This is a genomic window from Atopobium sp. BS2 (assembly GCF_000565075.1).
Lineage (GTDB): Bacteria > Actinomycetota > Coriobacteriia > Coriobacteriales > Atopobiaceae > Lancefieldella.
Window position 1 is genome coordinate 1 of the sequence record NZ_JDFG01000023.1, and the last position, 15670, is coordinate 15670.

Annotated in this window: 13 protein-coding genes and 1 other RNA gene; all 14 read right to left on the reverse strand. The window is 49.4% G+C overall.

The window, feature by feature from the left end:
* Positions 1-223: 223 nt before the first annotated feature.
* Complete coding sequence (locus HMPREF1492_RS02635; protein WP_035435655.1) at positions 224-1912, reverse strand: flavodoxin family protein; 1689 nt, start codon at positions 1910-1912, stop codon at positions 224-226.
* A complete protein-coding gene (locus HMPREF1492_RS02640; RefSeq protein WP_232215593.1) occupies positions 1893-2459 on the reverse strand; it encodes a helix-turn-helix transcriptional regulator in 567 nt (188 codons plus the stop codon). Before HMPREF1492_RS02640 ends, HMPREF1492_RS02635 begins: the two co-directional genes overlap by 20 nt.
* A gap of 170 nt (positions 2460-2629) precedes the next feature.
* Positions 2630-3496 (reverse strand): MBL fold metallo-hydrolase, encoded by an 867-nt coding sequence (locus tag HMPREF1492_RS02645; RefSeq protein ID WP_035435657.1) that lies wholly within the window; start codon positions 3494-3496, stop codon positions 2630-2632.
* A gap of 342 nt (positions 3497-3838) precedes the next feature.
* Positions 3839-4206: a transfer-messenger RNA gene (gene ssrA, locus HMPREF1492_RS07385) on the reverse strand.
* Between the two features lie 190 nt (positions 4207-4396).
* Positions 4397-5095, reverse strand: coding sequence for a YoaK family protein (locus tag HMPREF1492_RS02650; protein ID WP_232215594.1), 699 nt, complete (start codon positions 5093-5095; stop codon positions 4397-4399).
* 167 nt (positions 5096-5262) lie between these two features.
* Entirely contained in the window at positions 5263-5400 is a 138-nt protein-coding gene (locus tag HMPREF1492_RS02655; protein ID WP_035431550.1) for a rubredoxin-like domain-containing protein, read from the reverse strand.
* Positions 5401-5658: 258 nt separating this feature from the next.
* Entirely contained in the window at positions 5659-6141 is a 483-nt protein-coding gene (gene smpB / locus HMPREF1492_RS02660) for an SsrA-binding protein SmpB (RefSeq protein WP_035428410.1), read from the reverse strand.
* 2 nt (positions 6142-6143) lie between these two features.
* A complete protein-coding gene (locus HMPREF1492_RS02665) occupies positions 6144-7079 on the reverse strand; it encodes a tetratricopeptide repeat protein (protein ID WP_035435659.1) in 936 nt (311 codons plus the stop codon).
* An 81-nt stretch (positions 7080-7160) separates the two neighbouring features.
* The gene (gene rnr / locus HMPREF1492_RS02670) at positions 7161-9173 is read right to left on the reverse strand and encodes a ribonuclease R (RefSeq protein WP_035435660.1); all 2013 of its coding nucleotides are present in this window, start codon (positions 9171-9173) and stop codon (positions 7161-7163) included.
* A gap of 253 nt (positions 9174-9426) precedes the next feature.
* On the reverse strand, positions 9427-10674 hold the full coding sequence (locus tag HMPREF1492_RS02675; RefSeq protein ID WP_035435661.1) for a metal-dependent hydrolase family protein: 1248 nt from the start codon (positions 10672-10674) through the stop codon (positions 9427-9429).
* Positions 10675-10810: 136 nt separating this feature from the next.
* Positions 10811-12253, reverse strand: a complete 1443-nt coding sequence (locus tag HMPREF1492_RS02680; RefSeq protein WP_035435662.1) for an APC family permease — start codon at positions 12251-12253, stop codon at positions 10811-10813.
* A gap of 224 nt (positions 12254-12477) precedes the next feature.
* Positions 12478-13326: a LysR family transcriptional regulator gene (locus tag HMPREF1492_RS02685; protein WP_035435663.1), complete on the reverse strand. Its 849-nt coding sequence runs from the start codon at positions 13324-13326 to the stop codon at positions 12478-12480.
* A 197-nt stretch (positions 13327-13523) separates the two neighbouring features.
* Positions 13524-14459, reverse strand: a complete 936-nt coding sequence (ftsX, locus tag HMPREF1492_RS02690; RefSeq protein ID WP_035435664.1) for a permease-like cell division protein FtsX — start codon at positions 14457-14459, stop codon at positions 13524-13526.
* Positions 14437-15465 (reverse strand): cell division ATP-binding protein FtsE, encoded by a 1029-nt coding sequence (gene ftsE / locus HMPREF1492_RS02695; RefSeq protein ID WP_035435665.1) that lies wholly within the window; start codon positions 15463-15465, stop codon positions 14437-14439. The genes ftsX and ftsE overlap by 23 nt, the downstream gene beginning before the upstream one ends.
* Positions 15466-15670: the final 205 nt, after the last annotated feature.

Below are 15670 nucleotides of genomic sequence, written 5' to 3' on the forward strand. Positions count from 1 at the left end.
TAGATGAAGTTTATGCATAGAGATGCATATCAGGCAGTGCGACCGCCTAGCTGCCTAGCTATCTTGATTAGGAACATGTCGATTCTTCGGCAGAACCTACCAAAGCTGCGCTATTTTGTGGGCCAGGCCTAAAAGCCAACGCTAACACGCTACAGAATCATAATCACCCGCATATGAACTACCTCTCTTTTGATGTGTAGGAGTTTGTAGTGGATTGAATTGCTTACTTTCCGCTTGCCATCTTAGCTGGATACCACTTTTGGAACCACGCAGTAAACAAGCCCATTCCAATAGGAACCAGGTTGTTCACGACAACCAAAATGCCGCCCACTCCATTCTGAACTGCAAACCAGCTCCAAATGGCAGTTAAAACGTACATAGCGCCCCAACATGCAGCCAAAATATAATTTGTCTTCATGAACAGCGGATTGTTGTAAGCACTATCCCCACCGTAGCTGTACTTAACGTAAGCAGCGCAGAGAGGTTCTTTGGTCAGGCACGAAGCCAACCACATAAGGCCAAAAGCTAGGTAACCCAAATTGACAATAAGATTACTGTCGCCATTTCCACTCATAAAAACGCCCGCAGACAATGCTCCGACCAGAGCAAATGAAATTCTGTCCCAGATGGTGAACTTGAAGTTCCTCATAATAAGCGGCATCAAAGCAGTAACAAGCAGCGTAATCATGGCGCCAACCTGAGAGTCAAACGACGTTGCGGTCCAGAAGGTAATCCAAGGAAGCAGCATCGTAATCATCTGCGGATTTTTCTGTGCGTTGCCCGCTTCTTTAGCCAACGCGTCCTGCGCAGCATTAGTTGAACTACCAGGCGTAGGACCAAAATACTTGTCCCAATCAATCATGAAGGAAAAATCGCCCTCAACGGTATACAGATGCTTACCCAGCGCCTCTGGTCCGCTAATCTCGCCACGAGAAATAGACTGCCAGACCTCAAACGGAGTGTTGAGCTTTGTGGTGGTAGTGAGGCTACCGTTAGTAAAGACCTTACTGCCGTCTTTGCCCAGCAGAATCTGGTAGCTCCGACCAAGATCGGTGTAGTTCATCTCAAGCACGCGATCTTTTCCGTCGTAAGCCGTTTTGTCGTACAAAGCCGCCATCTGGGAGGTGAAGATATGGTCAAACGGCACCTGCTCAACGGGTTTCTCGCCAGCGTTTGTGCTGCTCTGAGTGCTTGTATCGCGAGAAATTCCCCAGCTTGCGTCCGCCATCTGCTCAAACATCTCTTTTGGATACAGCAAAACTTTGAGCTCGGCCCGTGTCTGACTAGAAATGCCGCCCTTGGCATACTCAGTACCAGCCTTTTTGACAAGCGCAAGGTACTGGTCGGTACGTGCAGAAAGCTCCTTTACGCGGAAGAGCTCGCCCTGACCACAGAAAATGCTCTCGTAGGTGCCCTGACCAAGAATGTGATCAAACATCTTGGTAACGCTGTCGTAATTACCCTCTGACGAATAAAATCCGCAGGTAGAGATTAGAACGTGCTTCTTGCCGGACATGTCGTAGCGAGACTCGTGAGCGCCACTTCCATATCCCCTCTTTGCGTCGCTCATGAAGGGCAGACTCATGGGGAGCTGGCGGTCAATAAGGTTCTTCAGCAGTCCAGGCACGTTGAAGTAGTAAAGCGGGAAACTCCAAATAACCAGATCGGCCCAAAGCTGCTTTTGAATGACCGTTTCTTCGTCGTCCGACATAATGCACTTACCGGGCGTGTTCTTCCAGCAGTGGAAGCATCCCTTGCAAGGCTTGATGTCCATGGTGGCAACGTTGAGCTGCTCAACAGTCACGTCTTCATTGACGTGCTGCTCGGAAATACCCTCGATGAAGCTCTTTGCAAGACGCAGAGAATTGCTGGCTTTACCCTTGGGACTGCCATTAATGAGCAGAATGTTCATGCTGCGCCTCCAGCTCCTTCATGCACTTCTCGCTCCATGCTCTAAGCATTTCCTCGTGCATCTTGCCGTACTCGATAGTAAATTTCCAGAACAACGCCTTCTCTGGGTCACCCATTTGCGCTGCATAAGCGGCTACTGCGCCCGTTGCTAGCTCACTTCCGCCAGGAAACGACGAGGCGTTATCTGCGATTCGTTTAAAGAACGCAAGGTTTTCCTCGTAGGAGCACTCGCCCCTAAAAAACGTCTGCATCAAAAGCGGAATGCGCAGCACCGAGGCCTGAGAGTCTTCCCTCAGCCACCTGTTCAGCTCCTCTTTACCGGCTTCAGTTATCGAGAAAACCTTCTTATCCGGCTTTCCTTTCTGGGCAACCAGCGTTGCGGTGACCCAGCCATCTTTTTCTAGCGCCTGCAGCTCTCTATAGATCTGGCTTGTCTGAGCAGTCCAGAAGTAATTAAGCGACTGTTGAAAGATAGTTTTAATCTCGTAGCCGGACATATCTCCATAATTCAAGAGACCAAGAATTCCCTGCTTCAGCAAATCTCTCATCTCCTTATATTCCACTTGTTGAATATCTTACTAAGATAGTAATTCCACTTGTAGAATATGTCAACGAGAAATTCTAAAAACTTTAACTTCTTTCTAATGGCACAAAAAGACTCTGCCATTTCTGACAGAGTCCTGACATGCGATTATCGTATGTTTCCGTTGCTTCAGCATTACCTATTACAGGGCAGAAGCGGCGTGCTAACTGCACTTTCACGAATATCATCACGCTCGTCATATGCGTCGTAGGGAGCTTTGGGGTCATGAACTTTGACTGGTTTGTTGACGTTACACACCTCATCGGTATGAGCAAAGACAAAGTTGATGTCATCTGCCCAGCCTGTATGCCCGGTGATAATTTTGGGATTAAGTCCACGCTCACGCAGAATACCCTCAAGTTTTGCAAGCGATTCAACAGCCAGTTTATTGTCTTCTGCAAGCTTATTGATAAAGCTATAACCGCCGTCTGCTCCCAGCCAGATGGTATCGGCAGAGAATAGATATTCGTCATCAATCAGGTACACCACGTGACCCCAGGTATGACCGGGGACAAGAATTGTTTCGATTTTTATGCCATCAATTTCAAACACTTCCCCGTCGTGCAGAAGTGTCTTTTTATTTGGAATAATCACCTTTGGCAGCTTAAACCAGCCATTCATTACACGGCGACGAACTTCTCCTGTTAAATACCTATTTTCAACATCGCCAATATAAACCTGTGCGTGACTGAAAAGCTGGTCACTGTCCGACTCAATTGCGCCAATATGATCGGTATCTAGGTGAGTGATCAGAATATGCTCGATTGCCTTAGGGTCAATTCCCAGCCAGTCCATCTTTTCTTGCAGGCGATCATAGCTGTACCCTGCGTCAATCATGATGGTAGTACTGCCTTTAGTGTAGAAGAAAATATTGGCCACATACTCACGTATGCACCTCACGTGCTCATCAATGGAACCCGTGTTAAGGGGCTTAAATATTTCTTTGCCGCGATACACCCACGACATCAGCACTTTTTGAAACTTTGAAGCGCTCTTTGACATTGCTTCGCCTCGATTCTATTTTCTATCCCCGGCGTCATTTGATTTGAAAAGCAATCCACCAACGCGATGGACTATACGTGCAGAAAATGATGTCTGAACTTGCCTTTTGGTATTTGTTAGATTTTGCTAACTAAATATTACCCCCTCAACTGCCCGTAGCCTATGACTTTCCGCTAAACGAGTAAAAAACAAACGCCAACGTAAAAATAAATCATGAACAGCAAAAGCCGCACTCCAAATACATCGGAGTACGGCTTTTTTGCAGACGTGCAACACAATGTTGCGTTTAAAAAAGTACTCATGAATCGCAGGGTTTCTCGCCATTCATGAGTAACGAATGTATGGTGGAGGTGCGGAGAATCGAACTCCGGTCCAAAGCAAATCCTAGGCAGGTGTCTCCAAGCTCAGTTACTAATTAAGTCTCAAGTACCGCACACTTAGTAACAGGCGTTTGGTACTCCAGTTGGATCAATCTTTTTGTAAGGCATACCAACTACGTCCTTACAAGCATCTCCCTAAAATGACGTCACCCTGAGAACAGGAGAAAATCCCAGTTAGACGCGCTGAACTAAATTAAGCAGCGAGAGCCATACGAGGCTCAAAAGTAAGAGTGTTGTCAATTCAATTTGACGTTACCCCTGTTTTACGTGGCGAGGAGACCACGGCTTGCTGCCCACCGCAAACTCACCTTGTCGAATCCAGTCACCCCCAATAATGAGAGAAACTGCCACCATGCAGTTTTCAATGTTCCTGAATTGCGAGCGCGTGTGTCGCTGCCTGCAATTCAAAGTGTAGAGAGTATACCCCATGAACTGCCATTCTTTCAAAAAAGATATGACTATTTTGGGAACGGTTTACTTTGTGGGTTTCTTTACGGTTTACTTTTCGGCTTTTTGCGACTTACTTTGCAGACTTACCGTGAGCTTCTAGAACTTGTTTCTCGCGATCAATAAACATGACCAGAATAACCACAAGAAGTGCCGCAGGTGAGAGCCAAATCATATGAGTGCCCATCAGCGGAATAAACAAGTTACCCACCACCGCACCAGCTACAAAGCAGAAAATAGTTCCAAAATAGAGCAGCGAGGTCTCAATATGAACAGGCTCGTGCGTATGCATATATGCGGCTATTTCTTGCGTTCCGCCGCGAAGATTACCAATGCACATGGTTGTGGCAAACGCGTGTCCGTGGAGCTTTCTAAACGCCTGAACTTGAATGCCGCATGCAAGAGATGTCAGACTGTTTGCCAGCAGATTCATGTCTGTTGGAAGCAGAGAAACAATGCTCAGGAGCACAATCTCCACGATAACCGCAAGCTGTCTCCAGTGCAGATGTTCTTCTCGCGCAATAGCTCGAATGGCGTACGAAACCGCAATACCTAGAGCAAATGCCAAAACTGGAAGAGCGTATTTGAGGCACTTTTCAAACGATCCGCTGGTCAGATTTACGCCCAAAAGCAGCAAGTTTCCGGTCTGAGCGTTGGCAAAAACACCGCCGCGCACCAGGTAGGAATAGGCGTCCATAACTCCGCCTGAGAAGGCCAAAAATGCAGCAACTTCCACCGAATCTGACATTTGTAACGCGTGCTTCAAAACCACTCCAACCACATTGCGTACATCCACGGCACATATTACGCAGGCGTATACGAAAAGCGATGCAGGTTAAATGCTACATCGCTTTTACGATTTTGTTTGGGTGATCATCAAAGAGGTTACCAAAGTGCAATCTTGCACAGATAACCTATCTGACTAATTTGTGGGGGAGTTTACTCCTCGACGAGCTCGAACATCTCAGGACCAACGCCGCAAACTGGGCAAACATAGTCCTCAGGAAGCTCTGGAGTGTCGACCTCGACCTCATAGCCACAAACGGTGCAAACAAACTTGTAAGTAGTCTCTGCCATTTTTATTCCTCTCTCCAAGCGCTGACGCGCTTTTCCTTCTATTCGCGCAATTAACGCGGATGGCAACTAACCGTGGCCCTTATCCGCGGTTAAATGCTCATACAGATAGTAACAAACCTTGAGTGATTCTAAAACATTATTCCGAAAATAGGAATGATTCTCATAAAATTCGCATGAAAATATTTTGGCGAGAAGTTCGGCGTGCTCCGAGCGCCAGCCGCTTCCGGCGATGCGCTCGCGTGAGACAGCGACGCGCTACTAGCGGCTGCGCTCCTTGAGAGCTCGCTGAATCTCGCGGTCAGAATCACGCTTGGCCGCAGACGCACGCTTGTCGTAGAGCTTTTTACCCTGCGAAAGCGCAATCAGCAACTTGACGCGGTTATGCTCGTCAAAGTAAATCTCAAGCGGAACCAGCGCCAAACCTTTCTGGCGAAGCTTTCCGTCAAGATAGTCAATCTGCCTGCGGTGAAGCAGCAGCTTGCGCTTTCTATCTGGGTCAACGTTCCACACACCACCGTTTGTGTACGGGTGCAGGTGCATGCCGTGAATCCACGCCTCGCCGTCGCGAATGAGGCAGAACGTGTCGGTCAGCTGGCAGCCACGCTCGCGCAGGCTCTTGACCTCGGTGCCAGTAAGCACCAGGCCACACTCAAAGGTCTCGCCAATCTCGTACTCATGACGAGCTGAGCGATTGCGCGCAATCGACTTCTTACCCTGCTGTTTTCCCTGGGTCTCGGCCATACTTACTTGCCTTCCCCATCTGAAGTTTCAGCTGCATCGGTTTTCTTGCCAGATGCATTGCCTGTCGCGTCAGCAGATACGGGATTGCCACCTGCGGTGAAGCCTTCGGAGATTGCGGCGTCGCGGACAAGCTGCAGAAGCGTAAGAGCCGCCTGCTCGCCCACAAGATCGCGAGCGCGAATGGTCATCTCAGTTGCGGTAGCTCCGTCGCCCATGGCGGCGCAATCCTGCGCACACATCAGCAGGCAAACCGCAATCTCGGCGTTGGCACCTGTTGGCAGACCCTCTACCTCAAGCAGGTCGTTTGCCTCTTCATCGGTAAGACCATCAGGGTCTTTAGGGGTGCCTGCAGCTTGGTCAAGCGCAGCCTCAAGAGCACCGTCCTTGACTTCAAAGCGACGAGCAGCCCTCAGACATGCTGCAGCCTGCTCAAGCCTACCCTGAGCCTCAAACCACGCAGCAAAGTTCAAAAACGCCCTGGTCAGATGCCTTGCCTCGCTTGCGCGCTCAAAGACGCCAAATGTTAGGGCAATATGCTCACGAATATCTCCTGCAATCTTAAACAGGTCAGCCAAATCAAGCCTAAATCCGCAGTTCATTGGATTCCAACGAATGGCAGTCTTCAGCGCATTCATGGCGTTTTCGTAATCGCCAGTACGCACGTAAGCCATTGCAAGGTCTCCGTACAGGCGATCAAACGGCTCATGAACGTCCTCAAGCTTGCGAGGGTCGTTCTCCACGCGCCTATACGCTAAACGGTCAAACAGCGTGGGGAACGCAAAATACTGCACCTCATCTGTGGTTTGACAGTTGCAATCCACATATTCCTCAGCGTCTTCAGCCAAACGAAGCAGCAGCTCAAGGGCTTCTTCGTTCTGGTCCTGCATCATCATGCCTTCAGCGCGCATCAGCTCATCTGAAAGTGCCGAAAGTGCCATCTTACTCACCTATCATTCAATATCAATCATGCAATTATCTGTGCGGGTACTTCATAAACCCGCACGTAATCTACCTGCTTATTATTCCACAAGTGCCAAATCAATCTGACCACGAGCCACATTTACGCCAGAAATCTTCACGCGCACACGTCCACCAATACGATACGTTTTGCCTGTTGATTCCCCTATCAGCGCCAGAGTCTCCTGATCATATACATACCATTCGTGACCCAAATCCCTCACGGCGAGAAGCCCGTCGGCGTAGGTATCGTCCAGCGTAATGAACAGGCCAAAGCGCTCGCAGCCGTCAATGGTTCCCCACGTTTCTTCTCCCAGACGACTCTGATAGTACTCAGCCAGCTTGATCTTTTGCGTCGCACGAGCTGCTGTATCTGCCTTTCGCTCCTGTTCAGAGCAGGTGCTGCAGATATCTGGAAGCGCGCTGAGCTCTGCGTGAGACGCCGTCTGTCCGCGGAGCAAACGCTTGAGCGTACGATGTACTATCACGTCGGGATAGCGTCTGATTGGCGAGGTAAAGTGGCAGTACGCATCCGCCCCTAGGGCAAAGTGACCCTGGTTGGTTGGCAGATAGATGGCTCGTTTTTGGGCTCTGAGCAGCTGTGCATTTACCACGCGAGAATAACGTGTACCGTGGACCGACTCCACCGCTTCTTGCAATGCCGTCTGATCGCCAATGGCAATACGAGACGCAACATCTGGCTCAAGTGCGCCCATCGCCACAAGTGGAGTAACCGCAAGCTTAAGTGACTCTGGAGAAGGCTGCTCATGCACTCGATATGCCGACTCTAGGTCATGCTGGCTGAGCATGTGCGCGACGCTCTCATTGGCTGCAAGCATTGCTTCCTCAATGAGTCCCGTTGCTTGAGTGCGCTCGCGCACCGACACGCCAATAGGCTTGTTATCCTGGTCAAGCACTACGCGCGTCTCTACGCTTTCAAAATCTACCGAACCGCGTTTCTCGCGAATTTCTTCTCTTAGTGCTCTGATTTGATTGAGCACGGTAATCATTTCTTTGATTGCGCCAGCATCGTCCTTAGGCGCGGTGGAGTCAAGCGCTGTAGCGTCTCCTTGCAGATAGCTATCTACCTGGTCGTAGCTGAGTCTTGCTCGTGAGCGAATGACGGAATTCATAGCCGTTGCGCCAAGAATCTTGCCTGAGTTGCTCAGCTTCATCTTTACCGACATGGCCAGCCTATCTTCAGCTGGTCGCAGAGAACACACGTCATTGCAAAGCTTTTCTGGCAACATGGGCAACACGCGGTCCACTAAATATGCCGAGCAGGTGCGCATGCGAGCTTCCAGGTCAATGGGAGAATCCCAGCTCACATAGTGAGCCACGTCTGCAATGTGAACCCACAGCTCAAAGCCACCGTCTTCAAGCTTGCGCGCGCCAACGGCGTCATCAAAATCTTTAGCATCTGCTGGGTCTACGGTGATGCACAGCTCTTCTCGCAAATCGTGTCTTGAAGCGTCTTCTGCAAGGGCTTTATCTGCGTCAACGGAGATTTTCTCGGCTTGTCTCAGCGCCTTGATAGGAAATTCCGTTGCCAAACCATACGAAGCAATAGTTGCCTCAACGTTCATGTCCAGATCTTCGGCTGATCCCACGCGGCGCTCGATAGTGACTACAGCAGCGCTTTTACGCGTTGGATACTCTGTGATGCGCGCGACAACCACGTCGCCCTCAAAAACGTAATGACGCCCAACAGAAGGATCTTCGGGAAGCACAAAGAAATCGCGCTGGATGCGACTATCCAGCGGCACCACAGCGCCAAGTGGACCGGCGTCGTGGTAGATACCCAAAAACGTCTGAGTAGCTCGCGTAAGCACAAAGCGCACGTTAGCCAGAGGAGTCTTTCCCTTGGCCGAGACCAGCGAAATCTGGACCTCATCTCCGTGCATTGCCTCATGAATCCCGTGCTTTGCCAGCGCATACGTACCCTCAGGGGTGCTTACGGTAGCAACTCCTGGGCGAGAAAGACTCAGCGTGCCTGTAAGCAACGCCGATGGTCGCTTTGAGACTTTTGCACGTCCCTGACGACGGCTTCCTTTATGTATGCGTTTTCTAGCCAAAAATCCTCCTGTAGGTAGAAGCCAGCGCCTTTTGCGCTGACCCAATGAATCTTCTGATATGTACCCTAAAGTGCCTTGTGATAGACGATGCACAGATAAGGCGAGAAGTTCTAAAGATCTCGACGGGTTTCTCGACGAACATCTCGACGGATAGACGTCGGAGCCCTCAACGGGTTTCTCGCCATCCCTGTACGCAAAAAAGAGCCCCTATGCAGAGACTGCATAGGGGCTCCAGAAAGGATTGGTTTACCTCTTAGAAGGTGCCGCGAATAACCTCGCTGCCTTCCTTCATGATAACTTCCATGTTATCTGGGGTAAGGTCGCGGATGTTAGCAGCAACGTCGCCCTTGACAACCAGGAGGTCAGCAAGCTTGCCAGCCTCGAGGGAGCCAAACTCATCCTCGTGGTGAACCATCTTAGCGCCGTTAAGGGTAGCAGCCTTGATGGTCTCAAGAATGGTAACGCCAGCCTTCTCAACGAAGTCATACATCTCATCGATGGTGACATAGCCGTAAGGAGTTACGAAGCTGAAGGAGTCGGAGCCGATGGTGAGAGTGACGCCGCGCTCGTTAGCAGCACGGAGGTTCTCGTATGTACGGTTGAGACCCTTCTCAACGACGGTATCGCCTGGGAATGCGTCAAGCTCTGGAGTCCACTCTGGTGGATAAGTTCCGTACCAAGTTGGCAGGAAGCCGATGGTAGGAGTAAAGAAGGTGCCCTGCTCGCACATAAGATCCATGGTCTTTGCATCAAGCTCGAAGCCGTGAATCATCTGCTCGCAGCCGCAACGGACGGAGTCATAAGCTGCGGAGAAGCTGTTGTAAGAGTGTGACCAAACAGGAATGCCAACCATTGCTGCCTCGTCGCAAACTGCCTTGATCTCCTCGTAGCAGTAGTGCTGATCGCGACCGGAGTCCCAGTGCCAAATACCGCCACCGGTAGCCCAAATCTTGATTGCGTCTGGGTTCTCACGAAGACGACGACGAACTGCCTTACGAAGATCCCAAGGACCGTCTACCTGATCGCCCCATGGGTGACCATTCTTGGAAATCTCCTGTGGGAGCTGGTGGCAGTCACCGTGACCAGCAACGCGGCAGAAGCCAAGGCCAGTAGCGTAGATACGTGGTCCCTCCATGACGCCCATGTTAACGAGGTCACGAATTGCGATACCATTGCGGCCAATCTCGCAGACGGTGGTAAGACCGTGGGAGAGAGCGTCCCAGGACTGCTTGACTGCGCATGCCTGCTTCTGAGCAACGGACTCGATAACCCAGTCGTTATCGTTGTCGGTCAGGTTGCCGGAGAAGTGCAGGTGGGTATCGATAAGACCTGGCATAATGGTGCGGCCCTGGATGTCACGGACCTCATAGCCCTCTGGAACCTCAGTGCGAGGACCAGCATAAGCGATCTTCTTGTCGTCTACGAGGACAAGAGAATCCTCAACAGGAGCGGCGCCAGTGCCGTCAACGAGCTTTCCGCCTACAAAAGCAATCTTACTCATTTCTTTCCCCCTCTAGTAAATGATAAATACTATCTTTTTGCACCCGCCCTTTTTGGGCGCAAAAAATCCAAACTAAAGAAACAAATAACGTGCTTAGTTCAACGTACCGATGAAACCTTTAGAGCTTGCAAGCAACTTATGCTGCTGCCTTCTCAGACTGACGACCAAAGATCATGAAGATGGCCATACCAATGACAATCCAAGAAATGGTGATAATCCACTCAACTGGCTTCAGAGCTGCAGGGCTGAAAGGAACAACCATCAGGCCGATGATGATACTACCAGCAAGAATTGCAGCCAGGATGCCTGCGATACCACCGTTGACCTTGTAAGGACGAGGCAGGTCTGGCTCAGTCTGACGCAGACGCAGGCAGGCAACGCCAGCCATGGTGCATGCAAAGATGAAGCCGAGAGAAGCAACGTTGGTCAGAGGAACAAGCATGTTGCGGCCAAGGAATGGACCAACAAGAGTCAGGCCAGCCATGAACATGTTTGCGGTCAGAGGTGCGCCGGACTTAGGGTCGATCTTTGCGAAGGACTCAGGAAGCATCTTCTTACGACCAAGAGCAAGCATCAGACGAGTAGAAGCACCAAAGAAGGAGTTCATTGGGCCCAGAGGTCCAAGTGTTGCAATGATGAGCATTGCAATGTAGAAGAACAGGTTGATGCGCTCGAGAACTGCAAGTGCAGGAACAGAAGACTTAACAAACTCGTGCCAGTCAATCATGGTTCCGAATGCATAGATGCAGATGAGATAGAAGATACCAGATGCCATAAGTGCAAGTGCAGGAATGATGCCAAACTTCTTCCAATCAAGGTCAGCAGAAGCCTCTTCTGCCTGCTGTGGAATGGTGTCAAAGCCAGCGTAGAAGAATGGAGTCATAACAAGTACTGCAATGATGCCACCAAAGAAGCTGGTAGCCTTTGTGCCCTCTCCACCTGCAACCTCAGTTGCCTGGGAGAAGAGTGGGAGGCCGTTGCTTGGAGAACCAGTTGCAAAGGAGATAACCATTGCAAGGATCATACCAGTCAGCAGAGCCTTAGTCAGGAAGCTCGAAAGCTTAGCTGCTGCGCCAGCGCCCTTAAAGTTAAGGAAGATGACCAGAATGGCAAAGCAAAGAGCGATGACTGTTGGCCACAGGTAAACATCTGCACCAAGGATGGTGTAGAGCTTAACGGAGCGCAGCCAAGAAAGAATTGGGAATGCACCAAAGCGGTCGGTGAGAAGCGTGGAAATAGCAATTGCCTCCCAAGGGCACAGTGGAGCGTTACCCAGAAGGAGCATCCAGCCGGTAAAGAAGCCCATTGGGCGGCCGAATGTCCTGTCGACGTACTCAATGATGCCACCAGAAATTGGAATAGCAGCAGTAAGCTCGCCAAAAACACATCCAATTGGTACAAGGAAAATTGCGCCAATTGCGAATGCGATCATCGCGGGGAATGGTCCTCCACCAAGAACCATCCAGTCGCCTACCAGGAGCACCCATCCGGTACCAATGATCGCACCAAATCCGATGGTAAAGAAGTTGAATAGACTCAACGACTTTTGCATCTCAGGTGCCTCGGCATTTTCTGCCATGTCCCACTCCTTCCCGTAATTACTCGGACGAAGAACTTGATGAGACTATGTTTGCACCCGAAGCCATTTGAAAAAAGAAGTAGCGCCCTCTGGGCGTCAGATAAACCCGTAAGCGTAAAGGCTACAACCGCGAGCGGTAGTTAAATCTTTTTACATCTTTACCAAAATCTAATAACAGTTATGCAATTTTCAAATAGTTAACGTACACAACTATGCATCAATCTTTAACTCAAATACTTTAAAAACTCTTCTGTAGTACGCGACATCTCGCCTTTTACACGATGTGTAATAAAGACATTACGATGTACGGGAGTCTCCAGATGATGTACGTCAATATCAAAATTTGTACCTTTTGTTGCCTCAAGTGGCAACAAACTTACACCAAGACCCGACTCTACCATGGACATAATGGTGAACGAATCCGATGACGCAAACGTCATGCGTGCGTTTTTGAGTTGCTTCTGAAGCAGAGGAGCTGTCTCAATATCAACAATAAAGGGCTCTTCAATAAGACGCTTAACAGGAATTGTCTCAAGGTTCTTCTCGTAATGTCCCTTTTGAGAAACAACAATAACCTCATCATGATCAAATAAAGTTGAAGTAAATCCCTGCTCAGTTGCGCGGGTCATAGTAAAACTAATATCCACTTTACCCTTGCTAATAAGACGCAGGGCTTCGCCGTAGGTGCATTCGATAACTTCAACTTTGATGTTTGGATGGTCAGTCATGTACTTCTTCAGATGACCAGGCAGTGTTCGTGAAAGAAAGCTCGAAGGTGCCGCAATAACAAGGTTGCCCATCTCAATGGCACTGACGCGATTAACTTGATTGCTCAACTTGCTGTATGCCTGGCACACCTCTTCTGCAACAGGCAAAAGCGTCTTTCCCTCAGGAGTCAGACTTACATAGCCACCATGCCTGTTAAACAAGCGGACATCCCACTCTTTTTCTAGACTTGCCACCATGCGACTAATAGACGACTGAGTGCATCCCAGCTCTTCTGCCGCCACCGTAAAGCTACTGTGATATGCCGCGGAAGTAAAAGCCTGGAATTTGTGCAGGTTGGTCTCCATACTTGGCCCCTATTCAAGTACGTGGCCTAACAATTCACCCTTAAAAATATCATTCTACCTGCAAATTGGTAAATACCGTTTAACGCAAAAAGACCCCGTGAACGGTATTCACGAGGTCTTACCTTGCAATCTTTATGCAAAAAACTTTCTTAATTGATACTTCACTTTGACAATTGAAGTACCAGGTTGCTTAGTTGCTATGCCTTCAGATAGCGACCCATAGCAATAGCAGAGCCAAAGAGTCCCAGAAGCAAACCTAAGAGCAGCAAAAGGCCACTCATACCCAGCATGACCGTTGTTGGAATAGCAAAGGTCAAGAAGGTCATGCTTTCTGCCATAACCGGGAGAAGCATGTGAGCTCCAACAACCAAAACGACAATGGCGAGAAGAGCACCGATAAGAGCCTCAAGCACGCCTTCCATAAGGAATGGTCCGCGAATAAAGCCGTTAGATGCACCAACCAAACGCATGATTGCAATCTCACGACGGCGAGCGTTAATAGCAAGGCGAATGGTGTTGTTAATAAAGACAAAGGCAACAAACACCAGAAGTCCAACAAGGCCAATAGCGCCAATACGAATGTATGCTGTTACGCTAAACAGGCGCTCAACGGTCTCACGACCATACTGAACATCACCGGATGGATTGCTCTTATTATCCGCAATGGCTGCAAAAGATGATGAAGAAGCAATGCGCTGGGCAACGTCTTGAACATCCTTAGGATCCTTGAGTTTGATCACAAGAGATGCAGGAATTGGATTCTGGCCATCAAGAGCAGAAACCGCATCAGAAGCATTGCGATAACTCATGGTTGTGCGGTACTCCTCAAGAGCCTGCTCTTTGCTCTTATAAGTTACAGACTCAACCGTATCCCAGCCTTGAACTTCTTGCTGGAAAGCAGTTACTGCAGCCTGATCTGCGTCATCCGAAAGAAACGCCTGGATAGTAACGCGGTTCTCGACACTTCCTACCATGTTCTCGATAAGAGCAGAGCCAAGAATAAACAGACCGATAATGAACAATGACAAGAAGATGGTTACGATTGCACCAAGAGCGGTAGACCAGTTCCTTTTAAAGTGGCTTCCGGCCTCATGCAGAGAATATCCAAAATTAGAGAGCCCCATAGTAACCATAGCCTCCCTTCTCCTGGTCGCGGACAATGTGACCAGCCTCAAGTGCAATAACGCGCTTACGCATAGAGTCAACCATCTCGCGATCGTGTGTTGCCATTACAACCGTAGTGCCCGCACGGTTAATGCGGTCAAGAAGCTTCATAATGCCCAGAGAAATTGCTGGGTCCAAGTTACCCGTAGGCTCGTCGCAGATAAGCAGTGGTGGGCGGTTAACCATTGCGCGAGCAACAGAAACACGCTGCTGCTCACCACCAGAAAGCTGGTCTGGGTAAGCGCTCATCTTTTGACTAAGACCTACCAGACGCAGAACCTCTGGAACCTGAATATCAATAACAGGACGGGGCTTGCCAATGCACTCAAGTGCAAAGGAAACGTTCTCATAGACGGTCTTGTCTGGAAGCAGCTTAAAGTCCTGGAAGACGGTACCAATCTGGCGACGCAGATACGGAACCTTGGAGTTACGCATACGCGTAAGATCCTGACCAGCAACAATAACCTGTCCATGAGTTGCCTTCTGCTCGCGCGTAATAAGGCGCAAGAGAGATGACTTACCGGAACCAGAGTGTCCAACTACAAAGACAAACTCGCCTGGGTAGATATCAGCGCTGATGTTATCAAGTGCTGGACGGTTTGGCTGCGATGGATACACAAGCGAAGCGTTCTTGAAAGAAATGGTTGGAGTACCAGTACGCTCTACCTTAGGTGCATCTTGAGCTAGATCTGCAAAAAACTTTGCACGATCAAGAGGTGCCTGCTCAGGGTTGTTTTGCTGCTCAGCAGTTACCACGTGTACAGCTTCTGCTCCAGAAGCAAATGGATCAGATACAGTTGTTACAGGTTCAGCAGCCTGGGCCACTGGCACATCAGCAGAAAAGTCCTGAGTTTCAACTTGATCAGCTACAACGTCTTGCTGGTCAAGCTGGTTCAGATCATCCTGAGAAATTACCCCAAAACGGTCATCAAACGAGGACTCCTGTTGCTCATCAGTGCGAAAATGATTAGCCACAGTTGCTCCTTTTCTTACTCCGAAGAGACAGATACAGAATTTATTTTACCAAAAGTGCAGGTATGTTATACGTCACGCAGTTCATACACAGAAAAACCGCCTCTTCTTTTTGAACTGCCTCCCATTTCTTATGTCCAAGAAATGGGAGGCAGTTCATATGCGGGTGATTATGATTCTGCAGCGTGTTAGCGTCGGCTTTTAGGCT